A 21,990-nucleotide genomic window follows, 5' to 3' on the forward strand; every position below is an offset into this window, starting at 1 on the left:
CTCAAAACGCATATATTGTTTCAGCGAATTGGAAACGACAATGACCCAGCCCATCTCGCCACTGCTTCCGATCTCCTATTCGAAGGAAGTCGCCGCCGCCAAGCTGCGCGGCGCACCGCTCGTGGCACTGGAATCGACCATCATCACCCACGGCATGCCCTATCCCGGCAATATCGAGATGGCCCGCAGCGTCGAGGCGATCATCCGGCAGGAAGGCGCGGTCCCGGCGACCATCGCCGTCATCCATGGCACACTGCATATCGGTCTTGAGCCGGAAGAGCTGGAAACCCTCGCCAAGACGGAAGGCGCGATGAAGGTCTCGCGCGCCGACATCGCTTTTGCGATCGCCGAGCGCCGCACCGGCGCGACCACCGTCGCCGCCACGATGATTGCCGCCGCCCGCGCCGGCATCAAGGTTTTCGCCACTGGCGGCATCGGCGGCGTGCATCGCGGCGCGGAGGAAAGCTTCGACATCTCGGCCGATCTTGAAGAGCTTTCCCGCACCGGCGTCATCGTCGTCTGCGCCGGCGCCAAGGCGATCCTCGATATTCCGAAGACGCTCGAAGTGCTGGAAACGCGCGGCGTCCCGGTCGTCACCTACGACAGCGCCGAATTCCCGGCCTTCTGGTCGCGCTCTTCCGGCTTGGCGAGTCCGCTGACGCTGAACAGCCCAGCGGCCATCGCCAACTTCCAGTCCACGCGCGAACAGCTCGGCATCGATGGCGGCATGCTGATCGCCAACCCGGTCCCGGAAGCGGACGAAATTCCGCGCGAGGAAATGGAAATCTATATCGAGCGCGCCCTCGACAGCGCCGACCGCGACGAGATCACCGGCAAGGCCGTCACGCCTTATCTGCTCAGCACCATCTTCGACATCACCGAAGGCCGCAGCCTCAAGACCAATATCGCGCTTGTCGAAAACAATGCGCGCCTGGCCGCTGAAATCGCGGTCGCTCTGGCGGAATAGTTAGAGCTGTAATGAATAAAGGAACGGTCGGGCGCTTCAAAAGATCGTCCGGCCTTTCTTGTTTCAGGTCAATGAGAACAGGCCTAGCGCGGCCCGCAATTCGGCAAGCGTCGCCTCCGTCCGCTCCCTTGCCTTTCTCGTCCCCTCCCGCACTATCTCAAGGACATGGTCCGGCTCTGCGGCAAAGCGTGCACGGCGCTCGCGGATCGGTGCAAGCAGCGCCTGAAGAATGTCCTCGAGATGTCCCTTCAGGGTGACATCACCGAGACCGCCACGGCGATAATGCGCCTTCATGTCGTCGACCAAGTGCCGATCCTCGCAGAACGCATCCAGATAGGTGAAGACGACGTTTCCCTCGACCCTGCCGGGATCGCCGATGCGCAGATGATCCGGATCGGTATACATCCGCCGGACCGCATCACTGATAGCATCCGGTGATGCCGAGAGCGGGATGGCGTTGCCCTGGGATTTGCTCATCTTCGCCTTGCCGTCGACACCTGGCAGACGCCCCACGCTCGGCACCATCGCCGTGGCTTCCACGAGAACGTCATACCCGATCTGCCGGTTGAGGCGGCGAACGATCTCATTGGTTTGTTCGATCAAAGGCGCCTGATCCTCGCCGACGGGAACGACCGTCGCCTTGAAGGCGGTGATGTCGGCGGCCTGCGCCACCGGGTAGCAGAGAAAGCCGGCCGGCACGTCGCGTTCGAAGCCGCGCAGCTGGATCTCGGTCTTGATCGTCGGATTACGCTCCAGACGGCGGACCGTGACGAAATTCAGATAGAGCAGCGTCAGCTCCGCCAGCGCCGGCAGGGCTGATTGAACGCAGATCGTCGTCAGCGCCGGATCGATGCCGACGGCGAGGTAATCGATGGCAACTTCGAGAACGTTGCGACGGACCTTGCCGGGATCATGGGCATTGTCGGTCAGCGCCTGCGTATCCGCCAGCAGCAGGAATTGCCGATGGCTGTGCTGACGCGTGACGCGGCTCTTCAACGATCCGGCATAATGGCCGAGATGGAGTGGACCCGTGGTCCGGTCGCCTGTCAGGATGACGGGGCGGGTGTCGGTAGGGGAATGCATTCGTTGCTCCGCAAAAGGAGCCGCCGCAATCGGGAAGGGAAAACGGAAATTGACCATGCCTGCCGGATCACGGCGGCAGGGTCGATTTCAAGACATGACGACTGCCGCTCCTAGAAGGAGCGCCACCACAAACGGTAGATGGGCTTGGCAAGATCGATCATGCGCGGGGTGATAGCATCTTTATGCCGCTATCGGCAACATGGCGAGGCGAAAATCGCCTCTGACCTAGGGCTTATCGAGCGTCTCGCGCACGACGACGGCAAGCTGCTTCAGCGAGAAAGGCTTCGGCAGGAAGCCGAACTGCGCATCGGCCGGCAGATTGCGGGCAAAGGCATCCTCGGCGTAACCGGAGACGAAGATGAACTTCATGTCCGGATATTTCTTGCGCAGTTCCCGCAGCAGCGACGGTCCGTCCATCTCGGGCATGACGACGTCCGACACAACAACATCGACCTGGCCGTCGAGCTCGTCCATGATGTCGAGCGCCTCGACGCCGGAGCCGGCCTCGTAGACGGTATAGCCGCGCGTCTCGAGCATGCGCTTGCCGCCGCGCCGCACAGCCTCCTCGTCCTCGACCAGCAGCACGACTGCGGATTTTCCGGTAAGATCCGCCGGCTCTTCCGGTGGAGACACGATGCCGACGCTCTGATCCATGGCCGCGACATCGCGGCTCTCCGGCGCCTTGGCGTCCGTTACCGCCGGCATTTCGACGACATGGCGCGGCAGGAAGATGCGGAAGGTCGTTCCCTTGCCCACTTCCGATTCCGGCTGGATGTAGCCGCCGGACTGCTTGATGATGCCGTAGACCATCGCAAGACCAAGGCCGGTGCCCTTGCCCACTTCCTTCGTCGTGAAGAAGGGCTCGAAAATCTTGTCCATGATCTCGGGCGCGATACCCGTTCCGGTATCGCTGACCTCGATGAGCACCATGTCCTCATGCGGCAGATAAGGATAATTGAAAGCGCTGACATCGGCCGCAAGCAGATTTCGGGTGCGCAGCGTCAGCGCGCCGCCGCCGGGCATGGCATCGCGGGCGTTGACGCAAAGATTGATAACCACCTGTTCGAACTGCGAGAGATCGGTTTTGACAGGCCAGAGATCGCGGCCGTAATCGACATCAAGCTTGACGTTCGTGCCGGACAGAAGCCGATCCACCAGCATGCGCAAGTCGCCGATCACGTCGGTCAGGTTCAGCACCGTCGGCCGCATGGTCTGCTTGCGCGAGAAGGCAAGCAATTGCCGCACCAGCACGGCGGCGCGATTGGCGTTGCGCTTGATTTCCATCAGATCCGCAAAGCTCGCATCCGAAGGCCGTGCCTGCAGCAGCAGATGGTCGGAGGACAGGAGGATCGCGGTCAGCACGTTGTTGAAATCGTGGGCGATGCCGCCCGCGAGCGTGCCGACGGCATTGAGCTTCTGCGTCTGCGCCATCTGCGTCTCGAGCGCCCTCTGCTCGGTCACCTCAACGGCATAGACGATGGCGGCCTCTTCCGGCGCCTCGTCGGTCTGGTCGATCACCGCATTGATATAGAAGCGGAAATGCCGTGTCTCATCCTTCGGATTGCGGGAGTCGATCGGCGGAATATCGCCCTGCCGATCCTTGGCGGCTGCCAGCGCCTGCTGCAGCTGCTGCCGGTCGCTTTCATTGACGACGCTCTCCAATGCGGCGCCGCGCTCGATATCGTCGCGCGAGACGAGATCCGAGAAGAGCTTCAGGAACGGCGCATTCGTCCGCAGAATACGCCCGTTGCCATCGACGGAAACGATCGCCATCGGTGTGTTGTTGAAGAAGCGGCTGAAACGCATCGCGGCTGCGGAAGCAGACTGCTCGGTGTCCGCGCCGTTCTGCCGGGTGAGGACGATGGTGCGGCTCTCGCCGGGAGCACCGTCGCGCATCGAGGTGACGCTGTGGACGATCTGCACCGGCAGGCTCTGGCCATTGGCGCGACGCAGATCGAGATCGAGCGTCACCGTCTTCTTCAAGCCCGGCTCCGCCTGAACGGACTGGATCAGCGCCAGCCCCTCGCCGGCCACCAGATCGCCGATCGTCATCGAACCCGGCACGAACTTCGTCAGGTCGAAGCCCAGCCATTCGGCCAGCGTCGCGTTGAGATAGAAGATCTCGCCCTTGCGGCCGGCGGAAAAGAAGCCGGCCGGCGCATGGTCGAGATAGTCGATCGCGTTCTGCAATTCCTTGAAGAAGCGCTCCTGGTCGTCGCGTTCGGAGGTGATGTCGGTGATCTGCCAAATATGCAGCGCTTTGTTGCTATCCTGTTCCGGCGGCAGCACCCGTGCTTTCAGGCGATACCAATGGGCTCCCTGGCCGATCCCGTTGAAGGGACCGAGCGGCTTCAGCAGGCGGAACTCCTCCGATCCCTCCTTGCCGTCACGCAGACCATTGGCGAGACGGTACAAAGCCTCGTTGGATTCGCGGTTTCGCGACAGCAGCATCTCCAGCGACTGTACCTCCGTCGCCTTGCTGGCGCCGGTCAGCCGGCCATAGGCGGCATTGGCATAGACGATGCGCCCCTTCTCGTCGGTAATCAGCGTCCCGTCCGGATGGCTGTTGAGAAACGAACGCGCCAGGCTGTCGGACTGCGGCTGCGGCATCACCTCGACGAAGCCGATGATCGAGGAAACGAGGAAGAAGATGCCGACCATGGCAAGAATGCCGAGACCGCCGAGAACCGCTTCATTGTCGAGCTGGCTCTTGAAGACGACGAAGGCCGCGGCGGCGGCCACGAGGACGAGCGCCAGCAGGATGATGCGTAGCACGGTTCCAGAACGAACCCCGCGATCCACCAGCGGCACGCTATACTCGTCGGACGGACGCTGCTTCGTCATAAACCCCTCGTCTCCGCCGTTCTCCCCGCGACATGTCATACACGTTAAGGATCGCCGGAGTCGGACCTTTCGAATCTTCTTTACCAATTTGCGTCATCGGCAAAAAGCTTTGCCGAGCCAGAAAGGCTTGAATTCACAGGCAATAGAGCACAAGACGTATCAATCGCATCTTGTCTCGGCCGCGATCCTGCTCATATGATCGCCGCATAGGAAGGCCAAGTTCAAGGCATCTACCCTGCCGTAGCTGCATAATAGGCCGCGACGTCGGGGAAAATACGGGAGTATCTCGACATGTTGGACGACATCGCCGGAGCCTATGGCAGCCGTTTCTTCCTCGCAGCCGGCGGGGTTGGCGTTGCCCTGATCGTACTGATCGGCATTCTGTGGATCTTGCGCAATCGAGCGCCTTCTCCCTTCGTGCGTGGCGGCAAGAACCGCCAGCCGCGCCTGCAGGTGCTGGATGCCGCTGCCGTCGATGCCCGCCGCCGTCTGGTGCTCGTCAGGCGCGACGGCATCGAACATCTGATCATGATCGGCGGTCCGACTGATATCGTCATCGAGTCGGGCATTTCCGATCCCGCGCGCGCCGGCGTGGCAGCGACACCGGTCGAAATCCCCCCGGCATATGAAAGCCGGCAGCAACAGCCGGAAAAGGCTGCCGAGCTCGATACCCCTCCCGCGGCGCTTCCTCAGCGTCTGCAATCCACCGGGGACAGGATCGAAGCCTATCTGCGCTCCGAAACGCCCGCTGCCCCGGCTCTGGAACTGGCGCCGACGCCGCACGTGGCTGCCGAACGTCCCCAACCGGCTCCTGTCAGGCCGCCGCAACCGGCTCCTCAAACCGCTTCGGCCATCAGCGAAGCCGAGGCCGCCGACATACTGGACGCCGCCCGCCATGTCGTCCTGCCGCAGCAACAGTCAGCTCCCATTCGCCCAGCGCCCGTGGAGCCCGTCGTCGCGCCTCCGCGCGCCACCGAGCCCGGCAACGATTTCCAGCGCATACTCGAAGCCGAAATGTCGAAGAATCTGACTGACGAACGGATCATTCCCCATGCACCGACGCCGCGCCAGGTGCAACAGCAGCCCACTCCATCGCCAGCACCAAGCCCGGCACAGAGGATCGAACCCGAGCTCGTGCCGCTGACCGGGGCCGACAATGCTCTCCAGCAGGAAGTGGCGCGCATCTTCGGTGAAATGAGCGTCAGCCGCGACAAATAATACGCGGCCTGAAATGTCGGAAACGAAAAAGCACGAGGAACGTATCCCTCGTGCTTCCATTTGATAGCCAGTCGAGCCGATAGCTCGATTATTCGTCGCGATAAACCTTTTCGCGGCGCTCGTGGCGTTCCTGCGCCTCGATCGACAGGGTCGCGATCGGACGAGCGTCCAGGCGCTTCAGGCCGATCGGCTCGCCGGTCTCCTCGCAATAGCCGTAAGTACCGTCTTCAATACGCTGCAATGCGGCATCGATCTTGGAGATGAGTTTACGCTGACGGTCGCGGGCCCGAAGCTCGATGGCTCTATCCGTTTCCGAGGAAGCCCGATCGGCCAGGTCAGGATGATTTGCGCTTTCTTCCGCCAGATGATCCAGGGTCTCGCGCGCTTCTCTAAGGATATCGTTTTTCCATGCTACCAGCTTCGCTCGAAAATAGGCTCGCTGATTCAGATTCATGAACTCCTCGTCTTCCGAGGGCACATAATTCCTAAGATCGATCTTCTCACTCAACGCGATTCTCCTGAAGAACATCTCATATGGCTGGGCTGTATATCCCAACCAATAGTGCCGGTTCAAGCCAAATAGATGCTGTCAACTGATTTTTAAATTTGTCATAAAATTCAGCTAAGGGTCTATTTTTTCATCGTTTCTTCTCAGTAACCCGGATTCACGTCGCTCGTAACCTTCGCGTGAAGGTAGGACATTTCGGCTTCCGGCGGATCGCGCCGCAGTTGACGGCGGATGCAAACAGACGTTACCTCATCAAAGAAATCGAGCTCCGGAATTTCGTAATGACCAGCATTTCGCCGCCGCCCTCCAGGATCTATCTCCTGCGTCACGCCCAGGCCCAGCAGGCGGCCCCCGGCCAGAAGGATTTCGACCGTCCTTTGAGCGACAACGGCTATGCCGCGGCCGAGATCGTCGCGGACGAAGCCGCCGACAAGGGCTATAGGCCGGATCTCATCATTTCATCCACGGCCCTGCGCTGCCGCCAGACCGCCGAGGCGATGCGCCGCGTCGTCACGCCCTCGACGGAGTTCCGCTTCGTCGAGGCGATCTATAACGGCACGCTGGAAATCTACCTGTCGCTCATCGCGGCGCAAACCGATCAGGATTCGGTCATGCTGGTCGCGCACAATCCGATCATCGAGCAGACGCTCGCCTCGCTGATCGGGCGCGAAGCCGTGGCCGGCGCGCTCCCACGCGGCTTTCCGACGGCGGGTCTTGCCGTCGTCGATTCGACGGCGTCAGGCTGGAGCCTGACCGACTTCGTCACCGAATAGGGATATTCGCCGAGACGCCTGTCTCGAACAATGGTCCGAAAACGTCCCCTGCCCCTGATTGCAGACCTTTACGCATTCATCTTTTCGGGGCAAGTTTCGATCCCTATATTCACGGTCACGCTGTCATCAGGGATCCCGCCTTGCCCCCAAGCCTGACCTCTTTTACCGACGACGCCCTCATTGCCTTTGACAATCTTGCCGATCGCGCGGCCGGCCTCGTCAATCCCACAATTCGTCTGGGGGTCACGGGCCTCTCCCGTTCGGGCAAGACCGTCTTCATCTCCTCCCTGGTGCACAACCTCCTGAATGGCGGCCGCCTGCCGCTGTTCGAGCCGGTGCAGTCCGGCCGCGTTTCCGCCGTTCGCCTCGAGCCGCAGCCGGATGATGCAGTGCCGCGCTTTCAATATGAGGATCATATTCGCGCGCTCGTCAAAGACCGCATCTGGCCGGATTCAACGCGCGCCATCTCCGAGCTGCGCATCACGCTGGATTATCAAAGCGCCAGCGGCTGGAACCGCCTGTTCTCGCCAGGCCGTCTCTCCATCGATATCGTCGATTATCCGGGCGAATGGCTGCTGGACCTGCCGCTGCTCGCCAAGGATTTCCGTACCTTTAGCGAGGAAACCCTGGCTCTGGCGAAAACCGGCATTCGCGCCGAACTGTCACGTCATTGGCTGGAGACGACCGAGAAGGCCGATATCGCTGAAACCGCGGACGAAATGAAGGCGCGCGACCTTGCAACCGCTTTCGCCGATTATCTGAAGGCCTGCAAATCCGACGAACGCTCGCTCTCCACGCTGCCGCCCGGCCGTTTCCTTCTGCCTGGCGATCTCGACGGCTCGCCCGCGCTCACCTTCGCGCCACTGAAGCTGCCCACCGAAGGGACTGCTCCGAAGGGGTCGCTATGGGCGATGATGGAGCGCCGCTACGAGGCCTACAAGGCCGTTGTCGTCAAACCCTTCTTTCGCGAGCATTTCGCCCGTCTCGATCGGCAGATCGTCCTTGTCGATGCCCTGCAGGCCATCAATCGCGGCCCGGAAGCGGTGCAGGATCTGGAGCGCGCGCTGACCGACGTGCTGGCATGCTTCCGTCCCGGCACGAACTCCCTTCTTTCCTCGCTGCTCGGCCGCCGCATCGATCGCGTGCTGGTCGCCGCCACCAAGGCCGACCACCTCCATCATGAAAGCCATGACCGGCTGGAGGCCTTGACGCGCCGTCTCGTCGAACGAGCAGTAGAGCGCATCGGCATGGCGGGTGCCGGCATCGAGGTCATGGCCATCGCCTCGATACGTGCGACGCGAGAGGCGACCGTGACCCGCGACGGACAGGCGCTCCCGGTCATCGTCGGCACGCCGATGGACAAGGAAACCATCGCCGGCGAACTGTTCGACGGCAATCGCAAGACCGCGATCTTTCCCGGCGACCTGCCGGAAAATCCGCGCTGGCTGTTCGAAGCTCTTGAATCGGATGGAGCAAAGGTCCATCTGCCCGAGGTGAACGTGGTGCGGTTCCGCCCGCCTGAGCTGGACGAAACCGGCGGCGGCATCAAGCTTTCGGTGCCGCACATCCGCCTCGACCGCGCCATGCAGTTCCTGTTCGGAGACCGTCTCGCATGACGAAGCCGACCGAAAACGAGCCCAACGGCAACCGCCGCCCCGCCGCCTTTACGCTGGAACCGGACATCTCCAGAAAAGATGCGGATATCAGGTCCATCCCGCCGGCGGTACGCATGCCGCAAAGCTTCGATACCGATGTCATCCTAACTCCGGACGACGAAGATCCCTTCATCAATCCGGCCCTCAATGCCGGTTCGGGCGGAACCGCCATTGCCACGCCGCGCCGCGAGCGGTTTTCCTTCGGCAAGGTAGCGCTGGGCGCGCTCGGAATTCTGGCGTCGCTCGCCTTCGGCCTGTGGACCGACCAACTGATTCGCGACCTGTTCAGCCGCGCCGACTGGTTGGGCTATACCGCGCTAGCGGTCGTCGCCATCGGCATTCTGGCCGTGCTCGCCATCATTATCCGCGAAACGGCCGGCATGATGCGGCTGGCCGCTGTGCAGACCATCAAGGCCGAAGCGGAAGCCGCGATTGTCGAGACCCGGCCGGCCCGCGCCAAAGCGCTAGTGAACCGTCTCTGCACGCTGCTGGAAGCCAACCCGGATACGGCCAGAGGCCGCGCGACGCTAAAGGCGGCGGAGGATGACATCATCGATGCGCCGCAGCTGATCGACCTCGCGGAGCGCGAGCTCCTCGGCCCGCTCGACCGCCGGGCGCGAGCGCTGATCCTTGGCGCTTCGAAACGGGTATCTGTCGTAACAGCCGTCAGTCCGCGCGCCCTCGTCGATATCCTCTACGTTCTTTACGAGGCAGCGAAACTGGTCCGCGCCATGGCCGAACTCTATGGCGGCAGGCCGGGCACGCTTGGCATGATCAGGCTGATGCGCGATGTGCTCGCCCATCTCGCCGTCACGGGCTCCATCGCGGTCGGCGACAGCATCGTCCAGCAACTGATCGGCCACGGGCTGGCGTCGAAGCTTTCCGCACGACTTGGCGAAGGCGTCGTCAATGGCATGATGACGGCGAGGATTGGAATAGCGGCGATGGATCTTTGCCGCCCGCTTGCCTTCAAGGCACTCAAGCGACCCGGCATCGCCGATTTCGTCGGCGACCTCACGCCGAACATTACCGGCCGAAGCACGACCTGATGACCTGAAAATCAGGCGTTTTAGCATCACGGAAACCAAGCATTAACCATTCTGCGGCAAAAGTGAGAACCAGTTTTACGGTTCCGCCTCGCTAGGAAATATCCATGTTTTCGCGTCGATTTCTTCTTGTAAGCAGCTTTGCCGCCGCAGCCCTCTCCACCGGCGCTGGGGTGCAATCAGCCAACGCGGCGCCCCGCGACAAGGCCTTCTTCCAGTCGATCTCCGGCACCTGGAGCGGCCCTGGCGAAATCGTTGCCGGCAAGTACAAGGGCACGAAATTCACCTGCAACCTCACGGGCAAGCCGTCCGATGGCGGCAATGCCGGCGTCAAGCTCGACGGCACCTGCCGCGTCGGGGTCTTCCAGCAGCCGATGTCGGCCGAGATCACGCAAAGCGGCGGCTCCTACAGCGGAAAATTTCTCGATGGCGCCGCCGGCAAAGGCCTCGACGTCACCTCGGGTACGGTCAATGACAATACCGTCGTCCTCGGACTGATACGTCAGAAACTGAACGGTGCCATGATCGCTCGCGTTTCGGACAGCAAGTCGATGAATGTCACCATCTCGGTGAAGGTCGGCGAACAGATGGTGCCCGTCATCGGTGTCACCCTGAAGCGGGCCGACGTCGACCAGATGGCGGTCGGATCGATCCAGTAAGTTTCGGATATCAATGCCCAAACAGCAAAAGGCCGGCAAACTCGCCGGCCTTTTGCTGTTTTCATATTGCGATTCAGGCTGTTCGCCACCAGTCGCGGTTTTCATCCGCGACTTCGATGCCCTCGACGTCGACCTCCCGCAACCAGTCGCCGATCTTGCGGCCGTTGACGACAAGATCGGCTGCAAAATCGGCAAGCGGCATCAGCACGAAACCACGCTCGACCATCCGCGGATGGGGAATGGTCAGCAGCGGCTCCGCCTGCCGCAGATCGCCATAAGTCAGCACATCGATATCGATCGTCCGCGGCCCCCAACGTTCGATCCTCACCCGCTTCATCTGTCGCTCTATATCGAGGCACACGTCGAGCAAGGCTTCCGGCGCCAGGGTAGTATCGATGGCGGCGCAGGAATTGTAGAAGAAGGACTGGTCCGTCTTGCCCCACGGCGGCGTGCGGTAAAGCCGCGACACCGAAACCACCTGGCAATCGGCGCGCTGATCCAGTGTGCGAAGGGCGAGCGCCATGGCACGGACGGGATTGTCCAGATTGCCGCCCAAACCGAGCGTCGTCCGAATCGCCAGGTTTTCAGGCAAAATGCTCAATGCTCACCTGCACGTAATCGAGGACGCCCGGAACCGGGGCATTGGGCTTGCGCACCGTGATCTTGGCCCGGCGAATGCTGGGAAAGCGCCGGCACAGCTCCTTCGCCACATCGAGTGCCAGCGCTTCGATCAGATAGCGACGGCGTCCGGTCACGATCTCCTCGATGACGGTGAATGCGACGCCATAGTTGACGGTATCGTCAATCGAATCGCGCTCCAGCGCATCGCCCGCTTCGACATCGAGCTCGGCATCGACGAAGAAGCGCTGGCCAAGGAATTCCTCCTCGTCATGCACGCCGTGGCGGGCAAAGAAAGCGCAATTCTGCAGAGTAATGGTATATGTCACGGCGCTCATGGCGTCCCTCCGTTTCGAACAGGCACGACGGCGTCCGAAAAACGCTCCCTACCTTCAAGGATCATGTTTAAGTCTCGCGCGCGTTCTGAGAATAGCATCCGCAACCGCCAGCGCGTCCCTGTTGATTGCGACATTGTGTACGCGAAATAGCGCAGCGCCCTGCAAGCGCAGGATCGCGCTGGTCGCGGCCGTTCCGACATCGCGATCGGGCGCATCGCGGCCCGTGATGGTACCCACAAACCGCTTGCGCGAGGTACCGACCAACAGCGGCAGCTCGAAGCGAAGCAGCGCATTGAACCGCGCCATCAGTTCCAGATTCTCGTCCGCGCTCCCCTTGGCAAAACCAAAACCGGGATCGAGCACGATATTCCGCCTGTCGACGCCTGCCGCCGCAGCAATATCGAGCGCTCGGCTGAGGAACAGCATCTGGTCATCGATCACGTCAGGCAGCTTCTGCCTGTCACGACCGGTATGCATGATGCAAAGCCCGGCGCCCGTTTGCGCCGCCACGACGGCGATATCCGGTTCGCGCTGCAGGCCGAAGACGTCGTTGACGATATGCGCGCCGGCCCCGACCGCCAGCCGCGCCGTATCGGCACGATAGGTATCGACCGAGATCAAGGCGTCGGTCTTACCGCGCAGGGCTTCGATGACGGGCAGCACCCGCCCCTGCTCCTCGCTGGCGCTGACGGCGGCGGCACCAGGCTTCGTCGATTCGCCGCCGATGTCGATGATACCGGCCCCCTCCTGGACGCAAGCCAATGCGTGCGCAACAGCGGCATCGACGGCCTCGTAATGCCCACCGTCGGAAAAGGAATCCGGCGTCACATTGACGATCGCCATGATGGCACTCTCTTTGCCAAGCTCGAGGCTGCGGCCATGCGCGACATGCCAGGTTTGGCTGCGAAGCTCCGTCACGAACCGTCCCATCCCATTGAAAATGAAAAAACCTTGCGCTTGATATTGCGCTCACAGTGCCTATGCCGCAAGGTTCGTCGAAGTTCAACATGGTAGCGACACGAATGCCGCTTGCGTTCCATAAGATAAGTATTTCGTGTGCTCTGTTGCTCGCGTTCTGCATGCCCGATGTGGCCGATGCCGAAGTCATCGCCCGCAAATCCATTTCCTATTTCGATATCAAGGGCAGCACTGCCGACGAGCTCGATGCGGCTCTCAATCAGCGCGGGCCGCTTGCGATGGGTTCCAGCAGCCATCATCCCGGCGCGACGAGAATCCGCTTCGGCGGCAGCGCGACCTACAGCGAGGCGAATGGGCGCTGCCATATCTCCAGCGTCAAGGTCACGGTCGATACCGAAATCATCCTGCCGCGCTGGCGCGACCGGCGGCACGCCAGCAAGCAGCTTTCGACGATATGGGACACATTGGCCGCCGACATCCGGCGCCACGAGGACCGGCACGTCGATATCGCCCGCCAGCATGCACGACAGATGGAGAGGCAAATCCTGTCCCTGCCATCGGCGAGCAATTGCGATGCGCTCCAGGAAAAGGCAAACGACGTCACGACGCGGGAAACCGAGCGGCACGACGCCGACCAGGGACGCTTCGACCGGATCGAGGCGATCAATTTCCAGAACCGGATACAGCGGTTATTGTATTACCGCAGCCGTCACGGCGACCGGAAATAGATCGTGTCCCCCATCATTTCAGGGAAATAGCCCAGGGACGAACGCCATTTGTGGGAAAATCGCCACTATATCTGTGAATCGTCCGGCTGCGTCGTTCTTTTGAACTTTACGAGAATCTGAAATGGGTTTTCCCTATCGATTACAGAGATAACCGCCCCAGATGATTCGAAGAATACTGGGTGGGATCTCGAAAAAGATCGATTGAGAGTGCCTGCGTCGGCGGGTCTGTTCGCTCTTCGGCGCAGTCGGGGTTTGTTTTTCAAAGCATGCGCTAAGTGTTCTCCTGGCGCGTCCTGAAGCCGCAGGTGTTTCCTCCCTTGCCTGTCGGTGATGCGCCCGCCTCGCCTCGCTCGCTGATTAGCTGAGCGGGGCTTTTTTTGGGCTCGGAACAGATTGTCTGGCTGATATCAAGCCTTCTGCGGAGGAAACGCCCGGGAGACGCCGTCAGGCCTGGCGTTCCGGCACATGCACGACGAGCCCATCGAGGGCGCTCTTCATCTTGATCTGGCAGGAAAGACGAGAGGTCGGCCGGACGTCGAAAGCGAAATCCAGCATATCCTCTTCCATGGCCTCGGGACCGCCGACCTTCGCGGTCCAATCCTCATCGACATAGACATGACAGGTGGCGCAGGCACATGCGCCCCCGCATTCTGCTTCGATGCCGGGAACGGAGTTTCGCACGGCATTTTCCATCACGGTGGATCCCTCGTCGACATTGAGGTCAAAGCGCGTGCCGTCGAAGGCGACGATGGTCAATTTGGTCATGTGGGTGAATTCCGATATTCGTGAATGAAGGACGATCGGAATTTTACTTCCAACAAAACGCTGGGGCAGTCAACATTTGCGCCGCCGAAACGGTTTTACCTATCTGGCGGCGCAGGCGTCGTATTCAATCGATCTTCAGGCGGATCGGTTCAGCGCGACAGCTTCAGAATGAAATTCTCGGCCTCGACGACACAGGTCGCGACCGCCGCCATGCGTGCGGCATCGCCGACATCGCTCTCGAGCGCTCCGGCTGCGTCGGCGACACGGAAAGCGCCGACGGCGCCGGCCGCACCTTTCAGCTTGTGCGATGCCGCCTCGATGCGCTTGGGGTCGCCGCTGCCGATCTCCTGCAGGCAGGAACGAGCCTGACTGGCGAACATCTGCAACACCTCGACCTCAAGCGCCTTGTCGCCCATCGTCTGCCTGCCGAGATGGACGAGATCGATCGCCCGCTCCCGCGATGGGGCCGCGCCCCGCGAATTATCCGGAGATTCAAATGCGATATTCAAAGCTGCCATGTGCCAATGCTCCCGTCATTTATCTATGACTGTTTTACGGACATGCCGCATAGTTGCGGCTCGGACATGGCCATCCAGTTAAATTTTGGCACATTCAGGGCCGAAAACTCCAGACATGGTTAACGTCCGTTAAACATGCTCAAAATCTTGAGTTTTCATGGTGTTGAACAGGCAAACAGGGTTAATGGCACCTTAACGATCCACTGCCTTTAAGGTGGAATTAATTGTCATGACTGGGGGAATGTGTCACTACGATACTGGTAAATTGGGCTCATGGCACATGTCTTTGCCCAGGAAGTGGATGATGGTAATGTTTTCATAACATCCGTTTGAAAAACCAGTTATCCACTCTGAAATGTAACGGGAAATCCAACCTCGATATAGATCGAAAGCGGAGGACCCAACGGGAGGCAGGGTTCGTCTTTTCCGGACGCGGCGGAATTACCGGAAAAGACACGGCAAGCCCGAGTGAGTTGTAACGAGGCGTAACCGCATGGCGAACAAAAAGTACATCGAGTCGGTCGAGGACAAGGCCTTCCAGGCATTGGACGAAGCTCTGCAGATCGATTTCAGTGACGAGAGCTTGGAGTCTCGCAGTGCCCCTACGCCCGATATCCCGGAGCGAAAAGTGTCTGAGCCGCCGAAACAGCCGATAAAGCAGAGCAGGGATGATGCAGCCCGCAATACCAGCGGCACGCGCAGCACTGCGGCCCCTGCCGCCACGCCTCGCTCCGCCGAGGCACCGAGAAACCCGAACCTTGCGGCGGCCAATGATGGCAACAGGGCAAGCTCCGCCAGCATCCTGAAGGCGCTGGGCAGCGGCTCTCAGAGCCATGCGGTACGCAATGCCACGATCTTCTCGCTGTTCTGGATCATCGGCGGCGCCGGCCTCGCCTTCCTTCTTTACGGCACCCAGATCCGAAACATCCATTCTTTCGCCGATCTGGCCGCCCTGCCCGGCGTTATCGCCTGCATCGTCGGCATCATCGTTCCGGTCCTTCTTTTCTATGCTTTCGGCATGATGATCTCGCGTGCGCATGATATGCGCAACGCGGCCCGCTCCATGGCGGAAGTCGCCTTGCGTCTCGTCGAGCCGGAAACGGTCGCTTCCGAACGCATCATGACGGTCGGCCAGGCGGTACGGCGTGAAGTCTCGGCAATGAACGAGGGCATCGAGCGCACCATTGCGCGCGCCACCGAGCTGGAAACCCTCGTCCATTCCGAAGTCAACGCCCTGGAGCGCAGCTACGCCGACAACGAACTGCGCGTGCGCGGCCTCGTCCATGAGCTGGGCGCCGAACGCGACGCGATCATCAATCACGCCGAGCGGATCCGCTCGTCGATCGTCGGTGTGCACGATCAGATCAAGGAAGACCTGTCGCTCGCGACCGAAGAGATCACCGTGCGCCTCTCCACGTCGGGCGAAGCCTTCGCCTCGATGATCGATATGCGCGCGGCCGTGTTGATGGAAAAGTCGGATTCCGCGGTCGAGGCGCTCGGCACGCTGCTTGCCGCCAAGACCGACAGTCTGCTGCAAAATCTGAACGCCTCCGGCCTGGCGCTGAGCCACGAATTCGACACCCGCCTGGAATCGCTGTCGTCGACCCTTTCCGAACGGGGCAAGGAACTGCTCGGCCACTTCGAAACGCGCGCATCGACGCTTGACGCGAATACCGAAAAGCTGAACTCCGCGCTCAATGAACGTGCCCGCCAGCTCAACGAAACGCTGGTTGCTCGCACGAAGGAAATCAGCGAAAGCCTTACCGGCGGCGAGCGGTCCATTACGGGTACGCTCGACAATGTGCTGTCCCGCCTCAACACCGCCCTCGACGAAAAGGGCGCGAGCTTCCGCCAAAGCCTGCAGTCGACGGCGGATGACGCCATCATGGACATCGACCTGCGCTCCGGCTTTTTCGACGAGCGCTTCCAGTCGACGATCGCGCAGCTTTCGACCACCTTCGACGACCGCGTATCGGAATTCACCTCCGCCTTCGACAAGCGCGCCGGGACGCTGGACAGCAAGCTGTCGGAAAGCCTTGCCCGCATCAATCAGAGCCTGGGCAGCAACTCGGACGCGCTGGAAGGCATTCTGACCTCCAGCATCGAACGTCTGGGCTTGCACCTCACCGATCAGTCTTTCGCGCTGGCAACCACTCTTGCGACCGGTCAGGAAGTGCTGGAAAGCGCTATCGGCTCAAGGGCCGGCGAGATCACCTCGGCGCTTCAGAACGCCACCAGCGGAATTTCCTCCGCCCTGGCATCGGGCACGAACGAACTGAACACCACGCTCGCCTCGCATGCCGGCGCCTTCACCTCGGCTGTGCAGGGCGTCACGCGGGATGTCTCGACCGCGCTGCAGAGCGGCACGGAAGAACTCACGACGGCCTTTGCCGGCGGCGCCAACGAGATCAACAACACGCTCTCTTCCCGGACGAGCGAGATCACCCAGGCGCTTGGCTCCGCGCATGAACGCATCGATGCCGTCATGGCCGCGCGCAGCGGCGCGCTTTTCGGCGCGCTGACCGACAACCAGTCGCGGTTTGAACAGACGCTTGCCGAGCGTTCGCAGGCAATCACCGATGCCGTCAGCGGCTCTCACGAGCACCTGACCGCCGCCCTCGACGAACGCACCTCGATGCTGGCGATTTCGCTGGCGGAAAATCAGCTCCGCCTCGAAAACACGCTGGCAAGCCGCGCCGACGCCATCACCAGCGCCGTTGCCGATACGCATGGCAAGCTTGCCGACACGCTCGACGACAAGACGATGGCGCTTGCCATCGCGCTTTCCGAGAGCCAGTCCCGGCTGGAAGACACTGTGTCCGGCCACGCCGATTATGTCGCCGGCACCCTGGACGCAAAGACCAAGGAACTCGCCCGCGCGCTTGCCGAAGGTCAGGCGCGTCTGGAAAACACCGTTTCCGGTCACGCCGAAAGCGTCACGAACGCCCTCGACGACAGGACGCTGGCACTTGCCATTGCTCTTTCCGAAAGCCAGGCAAGGTTGGAAGAAACCGTCTCCGGCCATGCCGAACGTGTCGCCGACACGCTGGATGGCAAGACCGGCGCACTTGCCGCCGCGTTGACCAGCGGGCAAAGCCGCCTGGAGGCAACGCTTGCCAATCGCGCCGAGGAAATCATCAAGGCGTTTGCCGGCAATCATGCTTCTCTGGTCGATGCTCTCGACGACAGGACGATGGCGCTTGCCATTGCGCTTTCGGAAAACCAGGCTCGCCTCGAGGGCGCAATCTCGGGTCATGCCGACCAGGTCACCACCACGCTCGACGACAAGACGATGGCTCTGGCCATCGCCCTTTCGGAAGGTCAGGCACGGTTGGAGGATACCGTCGCCGGCCACGCCGAGCGGGTCGCCAATACGATGGACGGCAGGACGAAGGCACTTTCCGACGCGCTGACGTCGGGCCAGTCCCGCCTGGAGGCGACGCTTGCCAACCGCGCCGAAGCGATCACCAACGCCTTCACCGGCAATCACGCCGCTCTTGCCGATGCTTTGGATGAAAAGGCGATGGCTCTGGCCATTTCGCTCTCCGATACGCAGTCTCGGCTCGAGGATGCCGTATCGAGCCGGCTGGACGCCCTTTCCGAAACCGTCGCCGGAACGCACGACCGGATCGTCAACAGCCTTGACGACAGGACGATGTCCCTGGCAATCGCCCTTTCGGAAAACCACGCGAAGCTCGAGGAAACCCTGGAGAACAGCGCCAAGGCCATTGCCCACACCGTCACCAGCGGCCACGAAGCATTGACCAATACGCTCGATGACAAGAGCATGGCCTTCGCAATCTCGCTCGCCGAAAACCAGAACCGTTTCGAAAGCACGCTGGAAGAACGCGCCAATGCCCTGCTCGATAGCGTCTCCGGCGCTGAAGCGCGGGTTGCCGGCGCCTTCGGCGACAAGGCGGACGCGATCCGTGCCGCCTACAGCGAGAATCAGGATCGCCTCGATCGCTCGCTTGCGGTCCATACAGAAGCTCTGTCCGGCTTGCTCGGCAGCAGCAGCGATCGTGTCGAAACCGTTCTCGGCTCGACGACGCGCCAGCTCGAAAACACGCTCGGCGCCGGTCTGTCGCAGATGGACGAGAGCTTGGCTTCCGCCTACGAGCGCATGCGCTCGACGCTGGAGGATCGCAGCAGCGCGATCAATCTTGCTCTGCGCGACGCCCATGAGCAGATCGACAACACGCTGATGGAGCAGACGACAGCCATCGGCACCTCCATCGCCACCAGCGCCAGCATGCTCGAAATGTCGCTCGAGGATCGCGAGGCATCGCTGCGTCAGACCATCGATGCCAGCGCAAGGACATTGGAAGAGCGCCTGAACAGCGGCGCGGGCGACGTTGCCGGCCGCATCCAGCAGGCCGCGGGCGATATCGCCCGTTCGGCCGAAACCTTCTCGTCCAACCTCAATCAGACGATCGAAGGCATGACCGGCCGCTTCGCCGAGACCGGCTCCCGCGTCGAGGCCAGCCTGTCGGCTCTTGAAAACCGCATCCACGAAGGCGTCACCGGCGTCACCGCCCAGGTCGACGCGGCCGGCAACCGTCTCTCCGATACGCTGGCGAGCGGCGCCGCCCAGATCGACAACAGCGGCAGCCAGGCCTCGGCCCGCATCGAAGAACGCCTGTCGACCATGGATCGCGCGCTCAATATCGGCCTCGAAGCCGTCAACCGCACGATCGAGGGCAAGGCCGCCAATCTCGCGACGACGCTACGCACGGCCGTTGCCGATGCCGCACAGGGCATGGACACGGAGGCGACACGCACGGCCGATCTGCTTGCCAATACCGGCCAGCAGTTCGCGGAGAACCTCGGCAATCACAGCGATGCGTTCGCAAGCGCCATGACCGAGCGCTCCAACGATCTCGTCAATCGCGTCTCGGAAACACAGAACCGGTTGGCAAGCCAGGCTGCGGCCGTCGCCCAGACCTTCTCGGAAGCGGGCAACGCGATCGTCAACAAGGTTTCCGAAGCCGAAGGCCTCGTCAGCAACCAGGTCAACACGATCTCGCAGGCTCTGTCTTCGGCGGAACAGTCGCTGGAAGCCCGGGGTGCCGCCATTCGCAATACGCTGACCGGCGGCAGCGAGCAGATCGCCTCCACCATGGCGCAGGTCGAGCGTGCGCTCGACGAGCGCGGCACGGCCATCCGCACCTCCCTGGAACAGCGCGCCCGCGAAATCGACGCAACGCTTACCGGTGTCGACAACGCGCTGGAAGCGCGCGGCGCATCCATCCGCACGTCGCTCGACGAGCGCACCCGCGAGCTCAATTCGATGCTGGCCGGACGCTCCACCGAGCTCTCCCGCCTCATCGACGAAAAGGCCCGCCCGATCGTCGATCGCTATGCGGCAACGGGTCAGGAAGCGGCAGCCCTCATCTCCGCCGCGGCCCATGAAAGCACGGAACGTCTGCGCGCCGAAAACGCCACCCTGATCAACGCCATCGCGTCGCGCACGGAGCATGCGGTCAATACGGTCAGCGCGCTCGAGAACAACCTGCTGGCAAGCGTCAACGGCATCATCGCCCGCCTCGCCGAGAACAACTCCGCGATCACTGGCCTGCTGACCAATGCCGCCACGGAGTTCGCAACCGTCGACGATCGTCTCAGCGCAACCTCGACGCGCTTCGCCGAATCCGCGGCGAAGGCTGGCGAGATGGTTTCAGCTTCCAGCCGCCTCTTGGAAGGCAAGGTCGACAAGCTGTCCGAAATCACCGGCCAGACCCTGTCGCAGGTCGGCAGCATCGTCGGTCGCTTCGACGATCACTCCAAGGTTCTCACGCAGGCTTCCCAGCTTCTCGGCGCGGCACAGTCGAACCTCGTGTCGACGCTGGAAGAACGCGAGACCGCACTGCAGAACCTCGCCGTCGGCCTCGTCCAGCGTTCGGAAGAGATCGAGAACACCATGCGTTCCCTCGGTACGATGGTGGAAACCGCCTTCGACCGTGCCGAGCAGCGCTCCAACCAGGTCACTGGCAATCTGCGCCAGAGCGTCCAGTCGTCATTCGCGGACATCGGTCGCGTCCTCTCCGAAACGGAGAAGCGCGCCGAGGATGCTGCGGAAAACATGCGCGGCGCACTGCACAAGGCTGGCGAGGAAGCGAGCCAGGCTGTCGAAAACACCTTCGCCAGCGCCGAGCGCCGCTCCAACGACTTGACAAACCGCCTGCGCGGCGGCCTCACAGCTTCGCTGTCCGAGGTCGAGCAGATGCTTGCCGACGCCGGTAAAACCTCCGATACGGCCGCGCAGCAGCTGCGCGAGACGCTGCGTGTCGCCGTCGATGACGCCATCGGCCGCTTCGCCGGGGCAACGGACGAGATCCGCCGCTCGGCCGGCGATATCCGCCGCGAACTCGACCTCACCCGCAGCGAACTGAAGCGCGGTGCCTTCGACCTTCCGGAAGAGGCAAAGGAAAGCGCCGCGGCCATGCGCCGCGCCGTTGCCGAGCAGATCAAGGCGCTGCAAGACATCTCGCAGATCGTCGGCCGCTCGACGCAGCAGCTGGAGATTTCCGAACCTGCGGCACGCGCGCTGGCGGATGCACAGCCGGCCCAGCGCCCACGGCCTACGGCTCCAGCGCCGACCCCGGCACCTGTTGCCGCCGCTCCGCGGCCGCAGCAGCCCGCTCCGCAGCAGCCTGCACCCCAGCAGACCATGCAGCAGCCTGCACCCCAGCAGACCATGCAGCAGCCGGCGCCGCAGCCGCAGCAGCCATCGATCGAGTCCCTGGGCCTGCGCGGCTCCATCCCCGCGGAACGTCCGGTGGCTCAGCCGCAGCGTCCGGTCGAAACGTCGGCCCCTGCCCGCCAGGAAGCGGCAGGCGGCGGCTGGATCAGCGATCTGCTTCGCGGCGCCTCGCGTGACGAAAACGCCGGCCTGCAGCCGGCCCGCCAGCCGGCATCGAAAGCGCCGGCGGAACCGGCAGCTGCACCCGCCGCACGCAACCCGCGCCATGTCGTGGAATCGCTGAACTCGCTCTCGGTCGATATCGCCCGCGCGATCGATCACGACGCGTCCGTCGACCTATGGCGCCGTTACCAGCGCGGCGAACGCGATGTGTTCACCCGTCGCCTCTACACGCTGAAGGGCCAGCAGACCTTTGACGAAATCAAGCGCAAGTACGACCGCGAACCGGAATTCCGCACCGCCGTCGACCGCTACATCGCCGATTTCGAAAAGCTACTCGCCGATGTCCAGCGTACGGACCACGATCGCACCGTCACGCAATCCTACCTCACCTCCGACACCGGCAAGGTCTACACGATGCTGGCCCACGCAGCCGGCCGCCTGAGCTGAGATAGATAAGAGACGAATGCCCAATCCCCGGCCCAAGTGC

The 21,990-nt window shown here is 62.1% G+C and carries 16 protein-coding genes; 8 read left to right on the forward strand and 8 right to left on the reverse strand.

Translation table 11 applies throughout. From position 1 onward, the window contains the following. The first annotated feature begins 40 nt into the window (after positions 1 to 40). Positions 41 to 967 (forward strand): pseudouridine-5'-phosphate glycosidase, encoded by a 927-nt coding sequence (locus CCGE531_RS10795; RefSeq protein ID WP_120664149.1) that lies wholly within the window; start codon positions 41 to 43, stop codon positions 965 to 967. Positions 968 to 1,030: 63 nt separating this feature from the next. Here CCGE531_RS10795 and trpS read toward each other — a convergent pair whose 3' ends face one another. Both trpS and CCGE531_RS10805 read right to left on the reverse strand, forming a co-directional pair. Then, on the reverse strand, positions 1,031 to 2,050 hold the full coding sequence (gene trpS / locus CCGE531_RS10800) for a tryptophan--tRNA ligase (RefSeq protein ID WP_120666719.1): 1,020 nt from the start codon (positions 2,048 to 2,050) through the stop codon (positions 1,031 to 1,033). A 225-nt stretch (positions 2,051 to 2,275) separates the two neighbouring features. Further along, on the reverse strand, positions 2,276 to 4,894 hold the full coding sequence (locus CCGE531_RS10805) for a PAS domain-containing sensor histidine kinase (protein WP_120664150.1): 2,619 nt from the start codon (positions 4,892 to 4,894) through the stop codon (positions 2,276 to 2,278). 291 nt (positions 4,895 to 5,185) lie between these two features. Between CCGE531_RS10805 and CCGE531_RS10810 the strand changes: the two genes are divergently transcribed. Then, complete coding sequence (locus CCGE531_RS10810; protein WP_120664151.1) at positions 5,186 to 6,112, forward strand: flagellar biosynthetic protein FliO; 927 nt, start codon at positions 5,186 to 5,188, stop codon at positions 6,110 to 6,112. An 88-nt stretch (positions 6,113 to 6,200) separates the two neighbouring features. Here the strand turns inward: CCGE531_RS10810 and dksA are convergent, their stop codons facing one another. Then, positions 6,201 to 6,620 carry an RNA polymerase-binding protein DksA gene (dksA, locus tag CCGE531_RS10815; RefSeq protein WP_120664152.1) on the reverse strand — a complete coding sequence of 140 codons (420 nt, stop codon included), beginning with the start codon at positions 6,618 to 6,620 and terminating at the stop codon, positions 6,201 to 6,203. 281 nt (positions 6,621 to 6,901) lie between these two features. Here dksA and CCGE531_RS10820 point away from each other — a divergent pair, with 281 nt between their 5' ends. The 4 genes from CCGE531_RS10820 to CCGE531_RS10835 all read left to right on the forward strand — a co-directional run bounded on the left by CCGE531_RS10820 (position 6,902) and on the right by CCGE531_RS10835 (position 10,753). Next, positions 6,902 to 7,393 (forward strand): histidine phosphatase family protein, encoded by a 492-nt coding sequence (locus tag CCGE531_RS10820; RefSeq protein ID WP_120666721.1) that lies wholly within the window; start codon positions 6,902 to 6,904, stop codon positions 7,391 to 7,393. Positions 7,394 to 7,533: 140 nt separating this feature from the next. Further along, positions 7,534 to 9,009 (forward strand): YcjX family protein, encoded by a 1,476-nt coding sequence (locus CCGE531_RS10825; RefSeq protein WP_120664153.1) that lies wholly within the window; start codon positions 7,534 to 7,536, stop codon positions 9,007 to 9,009. After that, positions 9,006 to 10,097, forward strand: a complete 1,092-nt coding sequence (locus tag CCGE531_RS10830; protein WP_120664154.1) for a TIGR01620 family protein — start codon at positions 9,006 to 9,008, stop codon at positions 10,095 to 10,097. The genes CCGE531_RS10825 and CCGE531_RS10830 overlap by 4 nt, the downstream gene beginning before the upstream one ends. A gap of 104 nt (positions 10,098 to 10,201) precedes the next feature. After that, entirely contained in the window at positions 10,202 to 10,753 is a 552-nt protein-coding gene (locus CCGE531_RS10835) for a hypothetical protein (protein WP_120664155.1), read from the forward strand. A 73-nt stretch (positions 10,754 to 10,826) separates the two neighbouring features. On the opposite strand, the gene folK is transcribed toward CCGE531_RS10835, so the two are convergent. The 3 genes from folK to folP are packed head-to-tail and all read right to left on the reverse strand — an operon-like array spanning position 10,827 to position 12,552. Then, positions 10,827 to 11,345: a 2-amino-4-hydroxy-6-hydroxymethyldihydropteridine diphosphokinase gene (gene folK, locus CCGE531_RS10840; protein ID WP_162943948.1), complete on the reverse strand. Its 519-nt coding sequence runs from the start codon at positions 11,343 to 11,345 to the stop codon at positions 10,827 to 10,829. Continuing rightward, a complete protein-coding gene (folB, locus tag CCGE531_RS10845; RefSeq protein ID WP_120664156.1) occupies positions 11,338 to 11,709 on the reverse strand; it encodes a dihydroneopterin aldolase in 372 nt (123 codons plus the stop codon). Before folB ends, folK begins: the two co-directional genes overlap by 8 nt. A gap of 54 nt (positions 11,710 to 11,763) precedes the next feature. Further along, positions 11,764 to 12,552 (reverse strand): dihydropteroate synthase, encoded by a 789-nt coding sequence (folP, locus tag CCGE531_RS10850; protein WP_245459121.1) that lies wholly within the window; start codon positions 12,550 to 12,552, stop codon positions 11,764 to 11,766. Positions 12,553 to 12,731: 179 nt separating this feature from the next. Here folP and CCGE531_RS10855 point away from each other — a divergent pair, with 179 nt between their 5' ends. Beyond that, complete coding sequence (locus CCGE531_RS10855; protein ID WP_120666725.1) at positions 12,732 to 13,355, forward strand: DUF922 domain-containing protein; 624 nt, start codon at positions 12,732 to 12,734, stop codon at positions 13,353 to 13,355. A 444-nt stretch (positions 13,356 to 13,799) separates the two neighbouring features. Here the strand turns inward: CCGE531_RS10855 and CCGE531_RS10860 are convergent, their stop codons facing one another. Together CCGE531_RS10860 and CCGE531_RS10865 are read right to left on the reverse strand one after the other, a co-directional pair. After that, the gene (locus CCGE531_RS10860) at positions 13,800 to 14,120 is read right to left on the reverse strand and encodes a 2Fe-2S iron-sulfur cluster-binding protein (RefSeq protein WP_120664158.1); all 321 of its coding nucleotides are present in this window, start codon (positions 14,118 to 14,120) and stop codon (positions 13,800 to 13,802) included. 149 nt (positions 14,121 to 14,269) lie between these two features. Beyond that, complete coding sequence (locus CCGE531_RS10865; RefSeq protein ID WP_120664159.1) at positions 14,270 to 14,638, reverse strand: Hpt domain-containing protein; 369 nt, start codon at positions 14,636 to 14,638, stop codon at positions 14,270 to 14,272. A 493-nt stretch (positions 14,639 to 15,131) separates the two neighbouring features. Here CCGE531_RS10865 and CCGE531_RS10870 point away from each other — a divergent pair, with 493 nt between their 5' ends. After that, complete coding sequence (locus CCGE531_RS10870; RefSeq protein ID WP_120664160.1) at positions 15,132 to 21,950, forward strand: hypothetical protein; 6,819 nt, start codon at positions 15,132 to 15,134, stop codon at positions 21,948 to 21,950. The last annotated feature ends 40 nt before the right edge of the window (positions 21,951 to 21,990 follow it).

Origin of the sequence: Rhizobium sp. CCGE531 (genome assembly GCF_003627795.1) — a bacterium.
In the GTDB taxonomy this organism is placed as follows: Bacteria; Pseudomonadota; Alphaproteobacteria; order Rhizobiales; family Rhizobiaceae; genus Rhizobium.

Bases quoted from the DNA above. Each gene is read 5' to 3' on its own strand.
- CCGE531_RS10820 (WP_120666721.1), top strand. From the start codon at position 6,902: ATGACCAGCATTTCGCCGCCGCCCTCCAGGATCTATCTCCTGCGTCAC.
- trpS (WP_120666719.1), bottom strand. From the start codon at position 2,050: ATGCATTCCCCTACCGACACCCGCCCCGTCATCCTGACAGGCGACCGG.
- folB (WP_120664156.1), bottom strand. From the start codon at position 11,709: ATGAGCGCCGTGACATATACCATTACTCTGCAGAATTGCGCTTTCTTT.
- CCGE531_RS10870 (WP_120664160.1), top strand. From the start codon at position 15,132: ATGGCGAACAAAAAGTACATCGAGTCGGTCGAGGACAAGGCCTTCCAG.
- folP (WP_245459121.1), bottom strand. From the start codon at position 12,552: ATGGCGATCGTCAATGTGACGCCGGATTCCTTTTCCGACGGTGGGCAT.
- CCGE531_RS10830 (WP_120664154.1), top strand. From the start codon at position 9,006: ATGACGAAGCCGACCGAAAACGAGCCCAACGGCAACCGCCGCCCCGCC.
- CCGE531_RS10855 (WP_120666725.1), top strand. From the start codon at position 12,732: ATGCCGCTTGCGTTCCATAAGATAAGTATTTCGTGTGCTCTGTTGCTC.
- CCGE531_RS10835 (WP_120664155.1), top strand. From the start codon at position 10,202: ATGTTTTCGCGTCGATTTCTTCTTGTAAGCAGCTTTGCCGCCGCAGCC.
- CCGE531_RS10810 (WP_120664151.1), top strand. From the start codon at position 5,186: ATGTTGGACGACATCGCCGGAGCCTATGGCAGCCGTTTCTTCCTCGCA.
- CCGE531_RS10865 (WP_120664159.1), bottom strand. From the start codon at position 14,638: ATGGCAGCTTTGAATATCGCATTTGAATCTCCGGATAATTCGCGGGGC.
- CCGE531_RS10805 (WP_120664150.1), bottom strand. From the start codon at position 4,894: ATGACGAAGCAGCGTCCGTCCGACGAGTATAGCGTGCCGCTGGTGGAT.
- CCGE531_RS10795 (WP_120664149.1), top strand. From the start codon at position 41: ATGACCCAGCCCATCTCGCCACTGCTTCCGATCTCCTATTCGAAGGAA.
- CCGE531_RS10860 (WP_120664158.1), bottom strand. From the start codon at position 14,120: ATGACCAAATTGACCATCGTCGCCTTCGACGGCACGCGCTTTGACCTC.